This is a genomic window from Acanthopleuribacter pedis (assembly GCF_017377855.1).
Taxonomy (GTDB): Bacteria; Acidobacteriota; Holophagae; order Acanthopleuribacterales; family Acanthopleuribacteraceae; genus Acanthopleuribacter; species Acanthopleuribacter pedis.
In genome coordinates this window covers 132,989-149,924 of sequence record NZ_JAFREP010000015.1, presented here as the reverse complement: position 1 = coordinate 149,924, position 16,936 = coordinate 132,989, and the positions used below count along the sequence as shown (strand labels likewise).

The following is a 16,936-nucleotide window of genomic DNA, read 5'->3' as shown; positions in this document are numbered from 1 at the left end:
CATTTTAGGAGGCTATTCTCACATATTTCTAACAATAGGACAATTGAATTGTTAGGAATGTGTGAGATGAAAAACATATCGCTGCTATATCACTTAATATGTGAGCTGTTTAGGCGTTCGGTATTGTTTGGGGATTGTTAGCATTGGCTCCTTTGCACGCCCTAATGTCCACTTCTCGCCCGTTTTTGCTACCTGTGCCAAAACCGTTGCGATCATCGCGGTTTCTGCTGCGCTGCAGAATGCTTGCTGAGCGATGCGGTCTAACGATTGCCAAATGAAAATGGTGAAGCGGCGTGGGAGGGCGCTGTTGCCACGCCGGGCTGGACCGATGGCGGCGATTTCTACCTGAGCACGGATCACATCGGCGGTCTGGAAATGCCGGGGGTTCTCTTTTTATTTTCGGGTTGAGCGGTTGGATTGTTTGTTAACGACGGTGATCTCAAACTGGTGATGTACTACTTCCCCGTTGTGGGCGACGATACTCACGTTGACGGGAATGACCCCGCTGACTGATTTGCCGAGTTGCCATTCAAACACGCCGGTGGGCGAGAGGGTTGCGTTCATGGGACCTTGTTCAATGAAACACCCGGCCAGTTGGGCCGACGGCGCGGAAAGAATTTCATAGAGCAGGGTTTCACCCGCGGCTACGGGTTCGGGTGGGGGTCGAAAAACCAAGGTCTCGGTGAAGGGTGTCGGCGGAATCTGTTGCGAGAGGCGTTCGCGATCAAGGTCTGTCAAAACCTGATAGGGATCGTGAAGATCGGGACCAAGTAGCCCGCCAAACCCAAAATAACGGCGGCGAACATCGCGCCAGCGGGGATCAACCGCTTCAAAGACCACGATGTCGCCTTGTTCGTTGACGCGATAAGGTTCGTGGCTGTAGGGAGAGGTCAATGACAATTCATCCAGCGTTTGCACCACGTGCGCCGGTTGCCAAGGAAGATTTTTTTCCTGGAGCGCTAGCCGCACGCGCAAAACATCGGCCCGTACCACCACAAAGGCATTCCCTCTCAAAAAGCTGTTGTTTATCGGCGAGCCAATCGCCATCAACGTGCGCCCAACCGGGTTCAGTGAATACCAGGAAGGCATTTCGGTGAGCTGGTAGTATTGAAAGTCGACCTGGTCGAGGGGTTGGGCTACATCCTCAATGTACTGCTGGTGGGCGTCGTAAATCATATTTTGGGTATGGGCGACGTTGTAACCGCCGAGAACCACGGCAAAAAAACGTGCCTGCCAATCTGGAGAGTCATCTTGGTAACGGAAGGGATCTTCCATTACGGTCATGCCGACCGCATCATCAACCCATCGCGCCTTGCGTGCGGTCTGAACCATCAATTTGCGGCTGGCGAGATAGGGCGAAAAGGCAGAGCTTAAAGCGGAAGCCGGCAATTGTTCGGCGAGCACGTACTGGCTCACATCAAGATGTGCGAAACCGATCATCATTTGCAAGGTGTCGGGGTTTTGAAGAAAGAAGTGCGCGAGTTCAAAGGAAGCCAAAAGCGCGGCCTTTCCCCGTTCCGCTTGGTCCTGATGATAGGAAAAATAAGCATGGGTGACCAACAGTCGATGCAGGCGAAGTAGGTGTGTGGTCTCGGTGAAGGACGCCGAAAGAGGTACCTCAAGATCTTTGATAAAAATGCGAGACGCCTTGGGAAAGTCGGCTTGCGGTCCTAGCTTCTGCCTGCCTTTCGCGTGGTACCAGGCCCAAAACCGTTCCAGTGTGGCCTGATGATCTTGGTAATAAGCCCGAAGTTCTTCCTGATCGAGATCCTGAAGTGCGACGTGTTCAAATTCCCATGGCGACAAGGTGGCACCGATTTCATCAAGTTCGGCAAAGGCATGATCCTCGGGATGTTGCTGCGCCACCTGTTTCAATTCGCGCAAGTCGCGCACCGGTTCTCGATAGGAAACGGCATGCCAAAGGCGTATCCCCAAAATTAGAGCGAGCCAGCCAAGAGCCAGCGAACCCAACCATTTATATCGAATCGTCAAGGTATCCCCCTTCCGGAGCGGTTCTCCCCATACCATCCAAGATTATCTAAAGGTTCCAGTTGCTAGCCGGTGTCGTGGACCGCGTTGCTCAGGTCGCGGATTCGCTGAATGAGATCTTCCATTTTGAAGGGTTTGAGCATGAGGCCGTCGATGCCGATCTGCAGGAAATCGCGTAACTCATCCTGATTGCGGGTCGAGGTAATCACGATCACCCGCTCCGGTGCGGTTTCCTTGGTGCGCGCTTGTTTGAGGAAGGTGACCCCGTCCATTTCGGGCATGATGTAGTCGAGGATGAGCAGGTCGAAACCCTCGCCCTCGTCGAGGCGGGCCAGGCCCGCGTGAACCTTGGTTTCGAAGTCGACTTGGTAACCGGCTTGCGCCAGAACCTTGGAGAGTTGTTTGGTGACGTACCGCGAGTCGTCCATCACAAAGATGGATTTGATCGGTTTGATAAAGATGGGATCGACCGGGGTGCGCAAGGCGTTGTTGATGGAATTAAGCGCCGCGCCGCGGTGGTTGGCCGTCATGGTACGGAGCACCTTGTGCAGCCGGGGATGGCGAATTTTGCCCGCTACCGCGATTGCCTGGAGCCGAACCTCCGTGGTTTCATCGCCCAAGGCGTCGCCCACCAAACCGAGCATGCGCTGTAAACCGATGGGGTTGTTGGAGATGAGGTCGGATCGGTAGTTTTGGCCGAGTTTGCGCAAGGCTTGGACCTTGGGGAAACCCTGGTGTTTTTCGACCGTGTCCAACAGAGAATCCAGCAAACGGGTGCGCTGGGCCGCCACGTTGCGGGTTTTGGTGAGGTTCTCCAGACGTTCCGCCAACTTGCGGCAGCGAAACGCTTCCTCGTTTTCACTCTGACCCTTAAACGAACGCATCACCTTTTGCAACCCGCTGAACAAGGTGCGCAGGTGGTATTCCTCGGTGATCTCCATGTTTTCGAACATTTGCAGGATGCGGTTGCGTGTGGCCGGATCGTTGGACTGGGTAAAGAGGTCGAGGAAGTAATCTTTATGTTTGAGCAGGGTGTCCTGGTTGGCGGCCAAATCATCGTTGAGAATGAGCTGCAACAGGGTTTCCGAGACATCGCCCAGTTTCGAACCTTGGTCTTGGCTGAACATTTTGAGGAGGGTGTCGAGGCCGTCGTCGCCGGCTGCTTTGAAGGCGGTTTCCAGCGCCGCTTGACGGATCTTGAGGCCGTGGGGCGGTGCGATGAACGGCCGCACCGATTTGCCGGTTTGTTCACTGGGGAACACACGGATGGCTTCCACCGCCGCCAGCAACACGCTGTCGGGTAGGTTGGGTTTGAGCAGTTTGAGGATGTTGTCACGGGTACCCGTCAGCTTGTAGGCCGCCGCGGTTTGCAACGCATCGACGCGCACCGCGATGGAGGGGTTGTCCATCGCTTTGGCAATCAGGTTTTCGCCCAACTCCCATTCGCCCAGCAGGGTCATGGCTTTTTTGCGCAGGATTGCGTTTTGCTCGTCCTCGCAGAACTTTTGAACGCCCGGTGGGATTTCGGTGGCTTCGAAGTTTTTGAGCGCGTCCATCGACAACGCCAACAATTCGGGATCGTCCACCGTGTTGACATATTCTTTGAGCAGCGCCGCCGATTCGTCCGACTGAAAACCCGAAAGGGTGCTGATCAGCAGGCGGTCGCGGTCGGGGTCGTTGAGGGGCAGGTACTGTTCCATGCGGCGCACGAACATTTCGTCTTCAATGCGCTGGGAAATGGTGCCCATGGACGCCACGTTGAAGTGGAGCAGTTGTTCCAGCTCTTCCAGGTACTCGGTCATGGTTTGTTGGGCGCGGGATTCGTCAAACGCCGAGCTGACGCGACCGCTGAGCCGGTCCCGCAGCAGGGGGCGAATTTTGCGGTGCACGTCCTCAAACAACAAAAACCCGCCCATCACCTGTTCCAGCAGGTCGTTGACCTCGCCTCTCGCCAGGCTTTCGCTGAACTGGGCCTCTTGGGGCGCGCTCCAGTTGAGGCCGGCCTGCTGGTTGAGTTTTCGGAAAAAGGCGTCGGGTTCACCGTGTTCGGCGCGGATGAGGCCGTCCAGCGCGCGTGCTTTGTCCCGCTGGATGCGAAGCTTGGAGAGCAGGGTGAACATTTGTTCCACCGAGGTGGTGTCACCCAGTTCACGCAGGATGCGCAGGCCCTCGTGGCGAAAGCCCGCGTCGTTTTGCAGAATTTGTTCATTGAGGAAGGGGATGTAGTCGGCATGGGGCGAGCGCAACATCATATCGGCCGCGAACTCGGTGCGGCGCCGGTTCCCGTAACCCGAGCGGAACTCGCTCATGTAAAACTGTTCGCTAAACTGCGAGAGCATGCGGCCGAGCACACGCTGGTAGGTGGGGCGCTGTTCCGCGTCGATGTCGTTTTCGATGGAAAGCAACGCGGGCAGGGCTTCTTGGTGTTTGAACTCGCGGAACAGCAGTATTTGCGACTTGGCGTAGAGCGTGTTTTTCTCGTGGCGAATGCTGTTGATAAACAGCGGGACCAGATCGGCGCCCCCGTCCTGCATTAAAATTTCGAGGAGTTTGAGGCGGAACTTGCCGTCGACCTCAACCAGTAGCGATTCCAACGCGGTGATGGTTTTATCGCGTAATTGGCCCAGCGAGGTTTGAATGAGCTCGTTGATACGGCTCATGTCGCCGACCGCGTGCAGGTCCAATATTTTGATTTTTAGCGTGTTTTTTAGCATGGGGTTTCGTTTGACCGGGGCCTTCCGGCGGGTTTATTTGTAAAGCGCTTCCAAGTAAGCCATCAGCACGGGGATCGAGTAGTTTTTGACCGACTTAAATTGGACACCCAAGAAATAGAGGTGGTCCTGTTCTTGTTTGCAATGGCGCACAATGGCCACCGCCTCGACCAATTCATCGTTTTGCGGGAGTTCGAAGCGCACTTCGAGTTCCTGCCCCGCCTTCATGGGATAGTCCAGTTGGAACAAAAGGCCGCCGGCGCTGATGTTGGTGATTTCCGCCAAAAGAAAGTCACCGCCTTCGCCGATGGGACGAATCCAACAAATACTCATTTCAGAGTGAAATCGCTCGAAATTGCGGCGATTCTCCGACTCTTGACTCATGAGGCACTCCCTCGCTTCGGTTTGACTGCTTATCGGTCTCCCGGGCCAATTAGATAAGGGCTATCTTGCGAGGTAATTGCCGGTTCGTTTCCCGTCAATCAAGGCAAAATGCCGGGCCCCGACATGCTTTGGTGTGGCCTATGGGTGGCTGGGTTTTGCACCGGCGCCAAGGTGTTCCAAACGCCAAGAGGCAGGCATGAGCGCTATTTCATAGAATGTGGTTCACGTACTACTTTTGGCTTTTGCCGTATCTTTTCGGCGAAGGGCGGCACTTTGGGAGCAAATCGCTTCGTTAGGGTGTAAGGACGGAAACCCGAAGAGACAGGTGTTGTGATGTGGCGAACGGATGCGCGTGGTTGGTTGGTGGGTTGGTTGTTTTTGATGGTGCCGGCGGTGGCGACGGCGCCCACCAAGTTTCGTTCCTACGGCCACGAACATGGCTTAAATGCTTCCATGATTTATGCGTTGCACTGCGATGCTCAGGGGTTGCTGTGGATTGGGGCCGATCTCGGCTTGTACCGGTTTGACGGACAGCAGTTCATTCGCTATTACACGGACGTTGCGGATCCCGACGGCCTGCGTTCCCACCATATTAGTCAGATCATTGAAGATGCGAAGGGCGACCTGTGGATGGCCACGCGAGGCGGGGGTCTCCAGCATATGAACCGGCGGACCGGGGTGTTTCGCGCCTTCTCCTATCAGCCCGATAACCCCCATTCTTTTGCCGACGACAAACTTTACAGCATCGCTACCGGGCCCTCCGGCATGATTTGGGCCGCTTCGGTTGGCGGCGGTCTCGAACGGTTTGATCCGCAAACCGAACAGGTTACGCGGATCGATCTGACCGGGTCGGGTCCGGGCGGGGACCGGGTCGCGGCCTTCTGTGTGCTTGAAGACCGCGACGGCATGGTTTGGGTTGGAACCCGATCTCGGGGGTTATTGCGTTACGATCCCGCCACCGGTGAGACGGTTCAGTTGGCACCCAAGGACGACGACCCGACCGCTTTTCCCGCGCGATTGGTGCCCGAGTTATTCCAGGACCGTGACGGCAATCTTTGGGTTGGGACGCGAAGAAAAGGCCTCTTCCAGGTCGACACGAGGCGGTTGACATGGCGTTCCTATTCGGACCCCGCCCAATCGCCGAGCGGCGATGTGTTGGTCGGCGAAAGTGTCAACGGCTTTTTCCAGGACGAACGCGGCGACCTTTGGGTGACCACCCAATTTTCCGGCTTGAGTCGGGTGAATGTGGCAACCGGCCGCATCGAACACACATCCGGCAATGCCGATCCCAAGTTTCTACCCGGTGGTTTTGAACTTCTGTGTGTGACCGGTGATCGCCAGGGCGGTATTTGGACCGGCAGCAGCGGGTACGGCCTGACCCGACTTGACCGCGATCCCAAACCTTTTTTTAACTTTGAGAACAGGACGAAACCCACGTCGGCCGCTCTGGTGGCGAGCATGGTCGTTACCGAGGACGGAACCGTTTGGACGGGTCATATGGGCGCGGGCGTGGATCGGTTTGATCCCAAAAACGGCGAATTTGAGACCATGAGCACCGCCGACGACAGCCGTTTTGTTTTGTCCAGTGAGCTGGTCAAAGCGGTCGCCGTCGATGATCGTTTCCTGTACGTCGGTTATCGCCAAGACGGGTTTGATCGCTTTGAGCTTGCGACCGGAAAAAAGTGGGGTTACCGGACGCAAAAGGGTGGCTTTCCGGGCAGTTTTGTCACCCAAATTTTGGTAGAAGAAAACGGTGTTTACATTGCTTCTTACGACGGCGGCTTGGTGCGTTTTAACCCGGACACCGAACAATTCACCCAGTTCCCCATCGGCAAGGAACCGCACATGTTGAAGAACCGGTTTGTGAGTGCGATCCACCGCGGACCGAGCGGGACCCTATGGGTTGGGACCATGAGCAGTGGTTTCGCACGGGTCGACGAAGAACAGGTCCGCTTTGAGGTGTTTCGTCGTGATGTGACCGCCGAAACCTCGTTGAATAGCGACGACGTCATCTGCCTTTACGAGTCGCGGTCGGGTCTGCTGTGGATTGGCACCCAGGGTGGCGGCCTCAATGCTTACAACCCGGAAACCGGTGTTTTTCGGCAATACACCGGTTTTGGTGGTCTTCTCAGTACCTCGATTGGCAATATTATTGAGGATGGCGAGGGTAAGCTGTGGGTGACGGATCTTCTGACCCTGATGCGTTTTGACCCGGTTACGGAAAAGCTCGCGGTTTTTGACCAAAACGACGGCTTGGGCCTCGTGAGTTTCATGGGGATGACCGCTTCGAGGAATGGGGAAGGCCGGCTTTCCATCGCTGGGACCGACGGCTTTATGCAGTGGGACCCCGTTGCGATTCAACCGGCCCCCTGGGTGGCCCCGGTCGTGATTGAAAATATCAGCCTTGCCGGGCAATCGACGGCCTGGCGTCCACAATCACCCCGGCCGTTCGTGACGACCGCACCCTTGACCGTCTTGCCGGAGTTCACCGAGCAGCTATCGGTTTCCGAAACCGAACGAACCCTGCGTTTTGATTTCAGCGCCTATGCCTACCATCAACCCGAACGCCTCAAATTCCGTTACCGGCTGACCCCGTTTGAACAGGAATGGCAAATCACGGATCGGTCGGCGCGTTTTGTGCAATACACCAATTTGGCGCCCGGGGACTATACCTTTGAGGTTCAATCGAACAATGGCGAGGATCGTTGGGGACCCCAAGTGGCTTCCCTGGCGGTTGACATTCAACCGGCCTGGTGGAACGCCTGGTGGGCCCGAGGTACCTATTTATGGGTGTTGCTCGTTTTGGCTGCTTTTTACCTGCGCCAACAGCGCGCCAAGCTGGCCGCCCAGAAAACCGCCGCCGGTCAGGCCCAACGTTTGGCGGAACAAGCCCGCGAGGGTGCTGCCAAAGACCGCGCTCTCGCGGAGGAAGCACAGAAGGTGGCCGCCCAATTGGGACGGGTCGACCGCATGAAAAACGAATTCCTTGCCAATACCTCTCACGAACTGCGCACCCCGTTGCAGGGCATTATCGGCCTGAGCGAAGCCCTGCTGGAAGAGGGTCCCGACGGCTTGGCGCCGCGGGCGCGCGATCACCTGGGCCTGGTGGTTCGCGAGGGCCGCCGGCTTGCGCATTTGGTGAACGACCTGTTGGACTTTTCCCAGCTCAAACACCAGGGCCTGAACTTAACCGTCAAACCGGTGGACGTGCGCGCCATGGTCGACAGCGTGATGCAATTGACCGGCGCGGGCCTGGCCGAGGGTGAGCCACAATTGGTGAATGCCGTCCCCGCCGCGTTGCCCGCGGTTCTTGCCGATGAAGCGCGGCTCCAGCAAATTCTCCACAACCTTGTCGGCAATGCGGTTAAATTCACCCCCGCTGGTTCCGTCACCGTCGGGGCCGATGTAGCCGGCGACTGGATTTCCATTTGGGTTCGCGATACCGGCCCCGGCATCGCGCCGGAACATCAAGCGCGCATTTTTGAGGACTTTGTTCAGTTGGACGGCTCGGCGAGCCGATGTCACGGTGGGACTGGTTTAGGGCTGAGCATTAGCAAGGCGTTGGTGGAACAATTGGGTGGGCGTCTCACCCTGCAAAGTGCGCCGGGCCGCGGCAGCACCTTCACCCTTCGCCTGCCGGTCGCCGCGGCCGAGGATCTGATAACCCATAACCGGACCACCGCGCTGCTGCCGCGCTTGGAGGCCCCCCCGACGGTGAGCAGCACGTCTCGCGAACCCGAGCCCGACCCGGGCGGCGCCGGGTTGCACGTGCTTTTGGTGGACGATGAGGCGGTGAACCGCCAGGTCCTCTCCCGCCATCTGGAATCCGCCGATTACCGCGTGACCGTGGTAGGCGACGGTGAAGCCGCTTTGGCACGGCTGCGGCAGCCCGGTATTGATTTGGTCGTGCTGGATGTGATGATGCCGGGTATGAGTGGTTTCGAGGTGTGTCGTCGCATTCGAACGGAACACCGGCTCCAAGATTTGCCCGTCGTGTTTCTGACCGCCAAAACCGGGCTCCAGAGTTTGGTGGAGGCCTTCCAGATGGGTGGTAACGATTTTCTCGAAAAACCCGTCGCCCGCGATGTGCTGTTGGCACGGTTGAACACCCAGCGCGTTTTGTTGGATTTGCACCGTAACCTCGAAGCCAAGGTTGCCGACCGCACCGCGCGCCTGGAGCAACGTACCCGTGAGGTGCAGCGCCAGAAGGAAGCCATCGTCCAAAACCAGGAACTCATTATTCGTCAGCAAAAGTTGGCGTCGTTGGGGACCTTAACCGCCGGCATTGCTCACGAAATCAACAATCCCAACAACTTCATTGAAGGTGGCCGCCAAGCATTACAGGAGGGTTTAATCGCCTTTCGCGAAACGTTGCTGGCTTTGCTGGGCGATCAGCCCGACGCCGACCTGGTGACGACCTTTGAAGCGACCTTTCGGTCCTTGGATCAAAACGTGGCTTTAATTGGGCGCGGCGCCACACGGATCGAGGAAGTGGTCGCCAATCTCCTGCAATTGGCGGCGCTGGACGAATCGGGTCCGCAATCGGTGAAACTCAACGAATGCGTGGACACCGTGGTTGCCTTGTTCTCCGGGCGTTATCCCGAAATTGACTTTGCCGCGGTTGTTCCCGAAACCGCGCGGGTTTTGGGCCGGGCAGAGGTATTGGATCACGTCCTCATGAACTTGGTGCGCAACGCGTGCCAGGCGGTTGCCGCGCGGGGCGGCACCCGGGGACGAGTGGCGATTGAAGCCCGTCACGCGGGTGAGCTGATCGTGGTTTGCGTGCGCGACAACGGTGTGGGTATCCAAGCGGACGTCCTTCCCCGTTTGTTCGACGCGTTTTATACCTCACGTGGGGTCGGCAAGGGTAAAGGTCTGGGATTGTTTACCAGCCACCAAATCGTTGCCGATCTCGGCGGCACCATTGAGGTGGACTCCGCGCCCGACCGCGGCAGTGTTTTCACGGTTTCGCTGCCGGCCTCGAGTGCCGATCCCGCAACCCTGACCGCGCCGAATGCGGCACCAGTGGGTGCGGGTACCTAATCGGCATTGCTCACAAGGGATTCTGCTTCTCTCGACAAATCCTTGCAAACAATGCGGGCTAAGGAACGCTTGAGGACGTCGGGGTGATAGCGGGGCGCCGCGGTCTGTTTGGTGGAGAAGCGTTTGAGGGGGCTTGTGGCCTTTTCACTCCTTGAGGGCGCTTCAGATGAAGGGGTGTGATGGTTGTTGGAAACGGGACGGGTTGCTTTTTTCTTGAAGGATGGGGGGCGCGCATTGATTATCCGGCGGTTTTTGTTTTGAGGGGCGGTATATTGGCCTCTTTTTATTTTTTAAGTTTCTAGGTTGTTTCATCGATGGGGAAATACAAGTTATCTCCAGTCACCTGATTATCTTTCGTTTCCTAGGCTTCCTTGGTTTCCTACCGGATTCTGTCCGGTTCCCCATGCCTTCTTAGGGGGGTCACATGCGTTTGTCCATTAAATGGAAAATCCTTTTGGGCTTGTTTGGGGTGCTCCTCTTGCCGTCTATTTCCGGGGCGTTGCTGTTTCGTGATGCAGCCTTGGTCGAGCGCAACGTGGCACGGCTCGGGACGGAGCTTTATCCCATTCTCGAATTGACCAATGAGCTGACGGTCCAGTTGCGAACCGTCAGTGATCTTTACCAAACGGCGATCATCGAAATGGATGAGGACGCCTTGAGGGAGGCGCGGGCGGCGGCCGCTTCCGCCAAAGCCGGGTTCGAACGGTTGGGCTCGCTCGCCGCCGATCCTCGGGCCGCCGCCATTTCCCGTTTGGCGAGCGATTACCTGGTCCAATCCAACCGCATCGCCACGGGTATGGTTGAGGGGGGTGATTTTGATCAGGAAGCCTTGGCTTCGATGACGCAATTAGCCGCCTCGTTAAATGCCGATCTGCGCGCCTACCGCATCGAAAAAAATGAGGAGTTTCCCGCGGCCTTGGCGTCGATTCGCGATGTAAGCGCGACGTCCAAAACCCGCGGCTTGGTAGCACTGATTCTGGCCCTGCTGGGCGGTCTGGCCCTTGGTTTATGGTCCGCGAGCAACCTGACCAAACGCATCCAGCGGCTGGTTGGGTCCATTCAAACCTTGGCGAGTGGCAACTTGTCGGAGCGTGCTCCGGTGTCCGGTGATGATGAACTTAGCGAAGTCGCCGTCCGCTTTAATGAATTTGTCTCGGGTTTGGAAGAAGTGCTGGGATCGATCAAAACCTTGTGTGTCACGCTCAGCGCCAAGTCAGCCGAATTGAAAGGTTCCGCCGGCAACCTGAAGGGCCAGGCCGTGCTGGTGGCGGGCAAAGCAGACGCCGTGTCGGAAAACGCCATGGGTGTGAGTCGGCGCTTGGGCGAGGTCTCCAACTACAGCAGTGAATCCACCGTCAAATTGGGTTCGGTCGCTACCGCCTCCGAGGAGATGAACACGACCATCAAAACGATCGCTGAAAATACCAACCGCTCGCGATCAGTGACGCAATCGGCGGTGGGTCACACCAAATCCGCCGCCGAGTACGTCGACCGGTTGGGTGGGTCGGCTAAAGAAATTAATCAGGTGGTGACGACCATCGTCGATATTGCCGAACAAACCAAGCTGCTCGCGCTCAACGCCACTATTGAGGCGGCCCGTGCCGGCGAATCAGGCAAGGGGTTTGCCGTCGTTGCCGGTGAAGTGAAGGATTTGGCCAAACAAACGAACCAGGCCTCCAGCGAAATCCAGGTCAAGATTGAAAGCATTCAAAGCGCGATAGAAGAAACCGTGGAAAACATTCAATCCATTTTGGGTGTGATGTCCGAGGTGGAGTTGGTGACCGGGACGGTCGCCTCCTCGGTGACGGAACAAACCGCTACCGCGGGTGAAGTTGCCAAACACATTCAAATCGTTGCCGGAAACTTCCGGGAAATTGACAAAAACTTGGGTGAATCGGCGGCGTCTTCGAACTCGATTGCCCGCGATATTGAACTTATCAATGAATCCTCGCAGAAAATGCTCGAATCCAATGAATTGGCGCTGCAAGTGGCGTCCGAGTTGTCCGAACTCGGCGACGAAATTAGCCACAAACTCAGGCAGTTCCATTTCCAATAAAAATGCGCTCTTTTCGTTTGAGTCGTCTGGTTGCCGACGTGGCCGCTGTGCCGGTCAAGTGCTCTGTGCCTGCTCGGCGCTTTTTTTTCGGCGATCACCCTGTCCCCGCGGAGAATTTAGAGGAGCTAGGTTATGTTTGTTTCTGTGCGGCGTATGCTCGGGTTCTTACCTTTGGTCGGGTTGTTTGGTTTTGCCATGGCCCAAGGTGGTGAGGGCCTCGATTTGTCGGAGTTGCAAAAGAAATTACACATCTACGGTTACTTTTCGACCCGGTATGAAAAAGTTTGGAATGAGCCTGATTTGCAAGACGGTGTCATCCGCGAGGAATCCTCGCCCGGTGAATTCACCTTTCCCTACTTTAGTTTGATGTTGCAGCAGCAGTTTTCCCAAAAGTTCAAACTGTTTATCAACATCAACGGGGAAGATTTTGATTCGCTCGATATCGCCAACGGTTGGGGTGAATACGCGCGAAACGCGGCCTTTAACATCCGTGTGGGGAAAATATACCGCTCCTTTGGGCTGTATAACGAATTGCTGGATGCGGTTCCCGTCTATTTCGGTATTGAGCCGCCGGAGCTTTTCGACGGCGACCACCTGCTGATCAGCCGGACCACGAACCTCATGGTTTGGGGCACGTTTGAGCGAGAAAACGGCACCATTCGCTACAGCATTACCACCGATGACGGGGAGGGTGATCGCGGCTCGGACACCTTCCCGATTGGTTTTGATTTACGCTACACCTTCAATCTCGACAGCCAGGTGGTGGGGATCTCCGGTTACACTTCAGGAGGCGATACCGCCGGTGATCGCGGTGTCGGTGAAGGCTCGCCCGACGGCGGGGTATTGCCCTGGATGGCGGAAGACGCGTTTGATATTATCGGCGGTTTTTGGGAAGGGACCTTCAAAAACCTGACCCTCCAGTTCGAATACTGGAATGCACGTCACGATGCCGTGCGCGATCCCAACGCGGTGTTGACGGTCGTTCAAAATGCCGGTTTGCTGCCGACCCAATTGGCGCGCTTTCTCCTGGACCCCAACGGGCCCCTTACGCTGGACAACGTGCGGACCAACGCAGATTTTGATGTGGAAACCTGGTACCTGCGCGCGGGCTACAGTCACATGACCCAACGCGGCGAAGTAACCCCCTATTTTCAATGGGACTGGTATGCCAATCCCGAAACCATCAAAAACAAAACCTATGGCGGTGACAATGAAGCGGGTGCCGCCGACGATGGTGAGTTCTCCAAGGCAACCATCGGTGTTGCCTACCGACCAACGCCGAATACCGCGATTAAAGTGGACGTTAGTTCGCATTTCTACACGCTCAACGGGGAGGATGTCGATTACCCGGAAGTTCGCGTGGATTGTTCCTTTATTTTTGGGAAATAACGATTGGTTAAGGAGTCGAGACATGGTGGCAAGGGTTGCGCTCTTTTCGTTGATTCTGGCTTTGAGCCCGGGTTTCGCCGACGATTTTGTGGTGATCGTCAACGCATCCAACAGCGTCGAGAGTATTTCGCTAAAAGAGTTATCCAAGCTTTTTTTGAAAAAGAAAAAAGCCTGGGAGGGTGGTGGTCCGGTTGTACCCGTGGAACAGGCCGAGTCGGCCCCGCTTCGAGCCAGTTTTTCGGAGCAGGTACACCGGCGACCGGTATCCGTCCTCAGGAAGTACTGGCTGAAACAGGCGTTTTCAGGAACCAGTGTCAAACCGCCTGAGAAGGCGTCCGACGCGGAAATCATCGCCTTTGTTGCGAAGGAAGGCGGCGGCATCGGTTACGTCTCCGCGGATACCGCCCTACCGGCTTCTGTCAAAAAGGTCGCCGTTCAGGATTGAGGCGGATCCCCCGCTTCGTTGGAAAATCCGTTGGTTTGGAGGAACTGTTCCAGGTCGGCGATTTGTTGGTCGACCGAACTCGGCGCGGTGCCGCCCGCCACGTGGCGTGCCGCCACCGAGTCGGCGAAACTCAGCACGGCGCCGTTTTCGCCCAGCTCGGGGAACACCTGGGCGCGTTCCGCCAAAGAGGTTTCCAGGATACCGCGTTGGGCCGCTTCCAGTTCTGAAACCCAGGCGCCGACCCGTTCGTGGGCGACGCGGAAGGGGACACCCGCCCGCGCCAGTGCATCCGCCAGATCCGTGGCCAGCATGTCGTCCGTCAATGCCGCCGCCAGGCGTTCCGGGTTAAAGGTGGCCGAGGCGACCGCTTTGTCGAAGACCCGCACGCAAAGCAAGGTTGTATCGAGCGCTTCGAACAGGGGTTCCTTGTCTTCCTGTAAATCCTTAGCATAGCTAAGGGGGACCCCTTTGAGCATGCTCAGCAGGTGGACCAGGTTGCCGTGAACCCGCGAGGCTTTGCCGCGAATCAGTTCCATCGCGTCGGGATTGCGTTTTTGCGGCATCATCGAGCTGCCCGTGGACCATTGATCCGCGAAACGCACGGTGCCGAAAGCCGGGTTGGCCCACACAATAAATTGATCGGCGTAACGAGACAGGTGGGTGGTGATGAGCGCGCAGGTCGAGGCGATTTCAATGCAGAAGTCGCGATCACTGACCGCGTCGATGCTGTTGGGTAACACGCCTGCAAAACCCAGCGCGTCGGCCAGGGCTTGTCGGTCCACCGGGAAACCGGAACCCGCCATCGCACCCGCGCCGAGCGGACAACGGTTGGTGTGGTCCAAGGTGCTCCGGGTGCGGTCGTGGTCACGCTGAATCGCCGCCGCCAGCGAGAGCAGGTAGTGGCCGAGCGTAACCGGCAGCGCCGGTTGCATGTGGGTCGTGCCCGCCATTAGCGTGTCGCGGTGTTCGCGGGCGCGGGTGGCGAGCGTCTGAATCAGCGCAAGCAAGGCCGTGCCCAATTCCTTCAGGCGTTCGACGCAGTAAAGGCGCAAATCGGTAACCACCTGATCGTTGCGGCTGCGACCCGTGTGGATGCGTGCGCCGACCGGGCCGAGGGCCTCGGTTAATTTTCGTTCGACCAGGGTGTGGACATCTTCGTCATCCGGCAGCGGGTCGAAGCCGCCTGCTTCAAATTCCGCCTGGACCGCCGTCAGCGTTTCCTGCACCGCGGCATATTCTTCCGCGCTAAACACACCCAAACGCTGCAGCTCGCCCGCCCAGGCGCGGTTGGTCGCGACATCGTAGGGCAGCAGGCGAATATCAAAGGGGAGCGAGCGGTTGATTTCGTCCATCAGTGGGTTGGGATCGTTGGGAATTCGGCCTTTGTACAGTTTCATCGTGGTTCCACCTGATTCAGCAATAATCTGTGCGACGGACCATCATACACGGGCCGTCTTAAAAATGTGCATAAACGTGCATAAAAGAAAGTGGGGCGGTTGGCGGTGTGCCGTTTCGAGACGCGGACACAATAGGAAGTGTGCCCGCGCCCGCGTTTGGTTTAGTCGCGTTTGAATTTGGAATAATCCGGTGCGCGGTAGCCCTCGAGGCTTTCCGAACCTTCGATTTCCATCAAGGACCGTACCTTGACGCTCAAACCGTACAAGTTGATGAAACCCTCGGCGTCCGACTGATCGTAAACATCGTCCTGGCCAAAGGTGGCGAAGTCTTCGCGGTACAGTGAGTAAGGCGAACGGCGCCCCTGTACCAAAACATTGCCCTTGTAAAGCAGCAGCCGTGCTTCGCCGGTCACGTTTTCCTGGGTGTTGCGGAAGAACGCGTCGAGCGCCTCGCGCAAGGGCACGAAGTAGCGACCGTTGTAAATCAGCTCGGCGTATTTTGGGGCGACTTGGTTTTTGTAGTGCATGGTCTCCGCGTCCAGCACCAAGCTTTCGATTTCGCGGTGGGCCGCGTACAAAATGGTGCCGCCCGGCGTTTCATAAACACCGCGTGATTTCATGCCGACCAAACGGTTTTCCACGATGTCAATGCGACCGATGCCGTGATCGCGACCTAATTTATTGAGCTTTTCCAAGAGGTCGACCGGGCCGAGTTCTTCGCCGTCCACGGAAACCGGGTTGCCTTTTTTGAAGCCGACGATCACCTCGACGCCTTCGTCTGGTGCTTCCCAGGGTGGCAGGATGCGGCCGAACACACCCTTGGGCGCGTTTTCCCAGGGGTTCTCCAATTCGCCGCCCTCACTGGAAAGGTGCCAAATGTTGTCGTCGTGGCTGTAAATGCCCTTTTCTTTGATCTGGAGTTTGATATTGCGCTTTTCCGCGTATTCGATGCAGTCCTCGCGCGAGCGCAGTTCCCATTCGCGCCAGGGGGCGATGATGTGAATTCTGGGGTTAAACGCTTTGAATGCCATTTCAAATCGGACTTGGTCGTTGCCTTTGCCGGTGCAGCCGTGGGCGACCGCGTCGGCGCCCTCGGCTTCGACCAAATCCATCATTTTTTTGGCAATCAGCGGACGGGCGATACTGGTGCCCAACAGGTATTCGGTTTCATAACGGGCGCCGCTTTGAATCATGGGGTAGAGGTAATCGCGAATGAATTCCTCGCGCAGATCTTCGATCACAAACTTTTCGGCACCGGAATCCAGCGCCTTCTGCTCAAGGCCGTCGAATTCACTGGGGTTTTGGCCGACGTTGGCCGTGTAGGCAATGACGCTGCAGCCGTAATTTTCGCGAAGCCAAGGGATGATGACGGACGTGTCTAGGCCGCCGGAATACGCCAGGACAGCCTTTTTAACCTGGGGTTTACTCATGGGGCACCTCGATTTTTTTATAACGAAACGTAAAAACGGGCGGCGTAAGCGGTGGCGTGAAAACCTGGACTGGTTTTTTTTCGTACACCCGC

The 16,936-nt window shown here is 56.9% G+C and carries 9 protein-coding genes; 4 read left to right on the top strand and 5 right to left on the bottom strand.

What is annotated here, in order from left to right; translation table 11 throughout:
• Nucleotides 1-393 precede the first annotated feature (393 nt).
• The 3 genes from J3U88_RS16355 to J3U88_RS16345 all read right to left on the bottom strand — a co-directional run bounded on the left by J3U88_RS16355 (nucleotide 394) and on the right by J3U88_RS16345 (nucleotide 5,084).
• On the bottom strand, nucleotides 394-1,992 hold the full coding sequence (locus tag J3U88_RS16355; protein ID WP_207859998.1) for a hypothetical protein: 1,599 nt from the start codon (nucleotides 1,990-1,992) through the stop codon (nucleotides 394-396).
• 62 nt (nucleotides 1,993-2,054) lie between these two features.
• Nucleotides 2,055-4,703: a response regulator gene (locus tag J3U88_RS16350; protein WP_207859997.1), complete on the bottom strand. Its 2,649-nt coding sequence runs from the start codon at nucleotides 4,701-4,703 to the stop codon at nucleotides 2,055-2,057.
• A gap of 33 nt (nucleotides 4,704-4,736) precedes the next feature.
• On the bottom strand, nucleotides 4,737-5,084 hold the full coding sequence (locus J3U88_RS16345) for a PilZ domain-containing protein (protein ID WP_207859996.1): 348 nt from the start codon (nucleotides 5,082-5,084) through the stop codon (nucleotides 4,737-4,739).
• A 333-nt stretch (nucleotides 5,085-5,417) separates the two neighbouring features.
• On the opposite strand from J3U88_RS16345, the gene J3U88_RS16340 reads away from it, so the two are divergent.
• From J3U88_RS16340 to J3U88_RS16325, 4 genes are all read left to right on the top strand, one after another.
• Entirely contained in the window at nucleotides 5,418-10,127 is a 4,710-nt protein-coding gene (locus tag J3U88_RS16340) for an ATP-binding protein (RefSeq protein ID WP_207859995.1), read from the top strand.
• Between the two features lie 424 nt (nucleotides 10,128-10,551).
• Nucleotides 10,552-12,183, top strand: a complete 1,632-nt coding sequence (locus J3U88_RS16335) for a methyl-accepting chemotaxis protein (protein WP_207859994.1) — start codon at nucleotides 10,552-10,554, stop codon at nucleotides 12,181-12,183.
• A 132-nt stretch (nucleotides 12,184-12,315) separates the two neighbouring features.
• Nucleotides 12,316-13,572, top strand: coding sequence for a hypothetical protein (locus tag J3U88_RS16330; protein WP_207859993.1), 1,257 nt, complete (start codon nucleotides 12,316-12,318; stop codon nucleotides 13,570-13,572).
• A 22-nt stretch (nucleotides 13,573-13,594) separates the two neighbouring features.
• The gene (locus J3U88_RS16325; RefSeq protein ID WP_207859992.1) at nucleotides 13,595-14,017 is read left to right on the top strand and encodes a type 2 periplasmic-binding domain-containing protein; all 423 of its coding nucleotides are present in this window, start codon (nucleotides 13,595-13,597) and stop codon (nucleotides 14,015-14,017) included.
• Here J3U88_RS16325 and argH read toward each other — a convergent pair.
• Both argH and J3U88_RS16315 read right to left on the bottom strand, forming a co-directional pair.
• Nucleotides 14,008-15,414: an argininosuccinate lyase gene (argH, locus tag J3U88_RS16320; RefSeq protein ID WP_207859991.1), complete on the bottom strand. Its 1,407-nt coding sequence runs from the start codon at nucleotides 15,412-15,414 to the stop codon at nucleotides 14,008-14,010. The two genes, J3U88_RS16325 and argH, sit on opposite strands and share 10 nt — an antisense overlap.
• Before the next feature lie 161 nt (nucleotides 15,415-15,575).
• Complete coding sequence (locus J3U88_RS16315) at nucleotides 15,576-16,844, bottom strand: argininosuccinate synthase (RefSeq protein WP_207859990.1); 1,269 nt, start codon at nucleotides 16,842-16,844, stop codon at nucleotides 15,576-15,578.
• Between the last annotated feature and the right edge of the window lie 92 nt (nucleotides 16,845-16,936).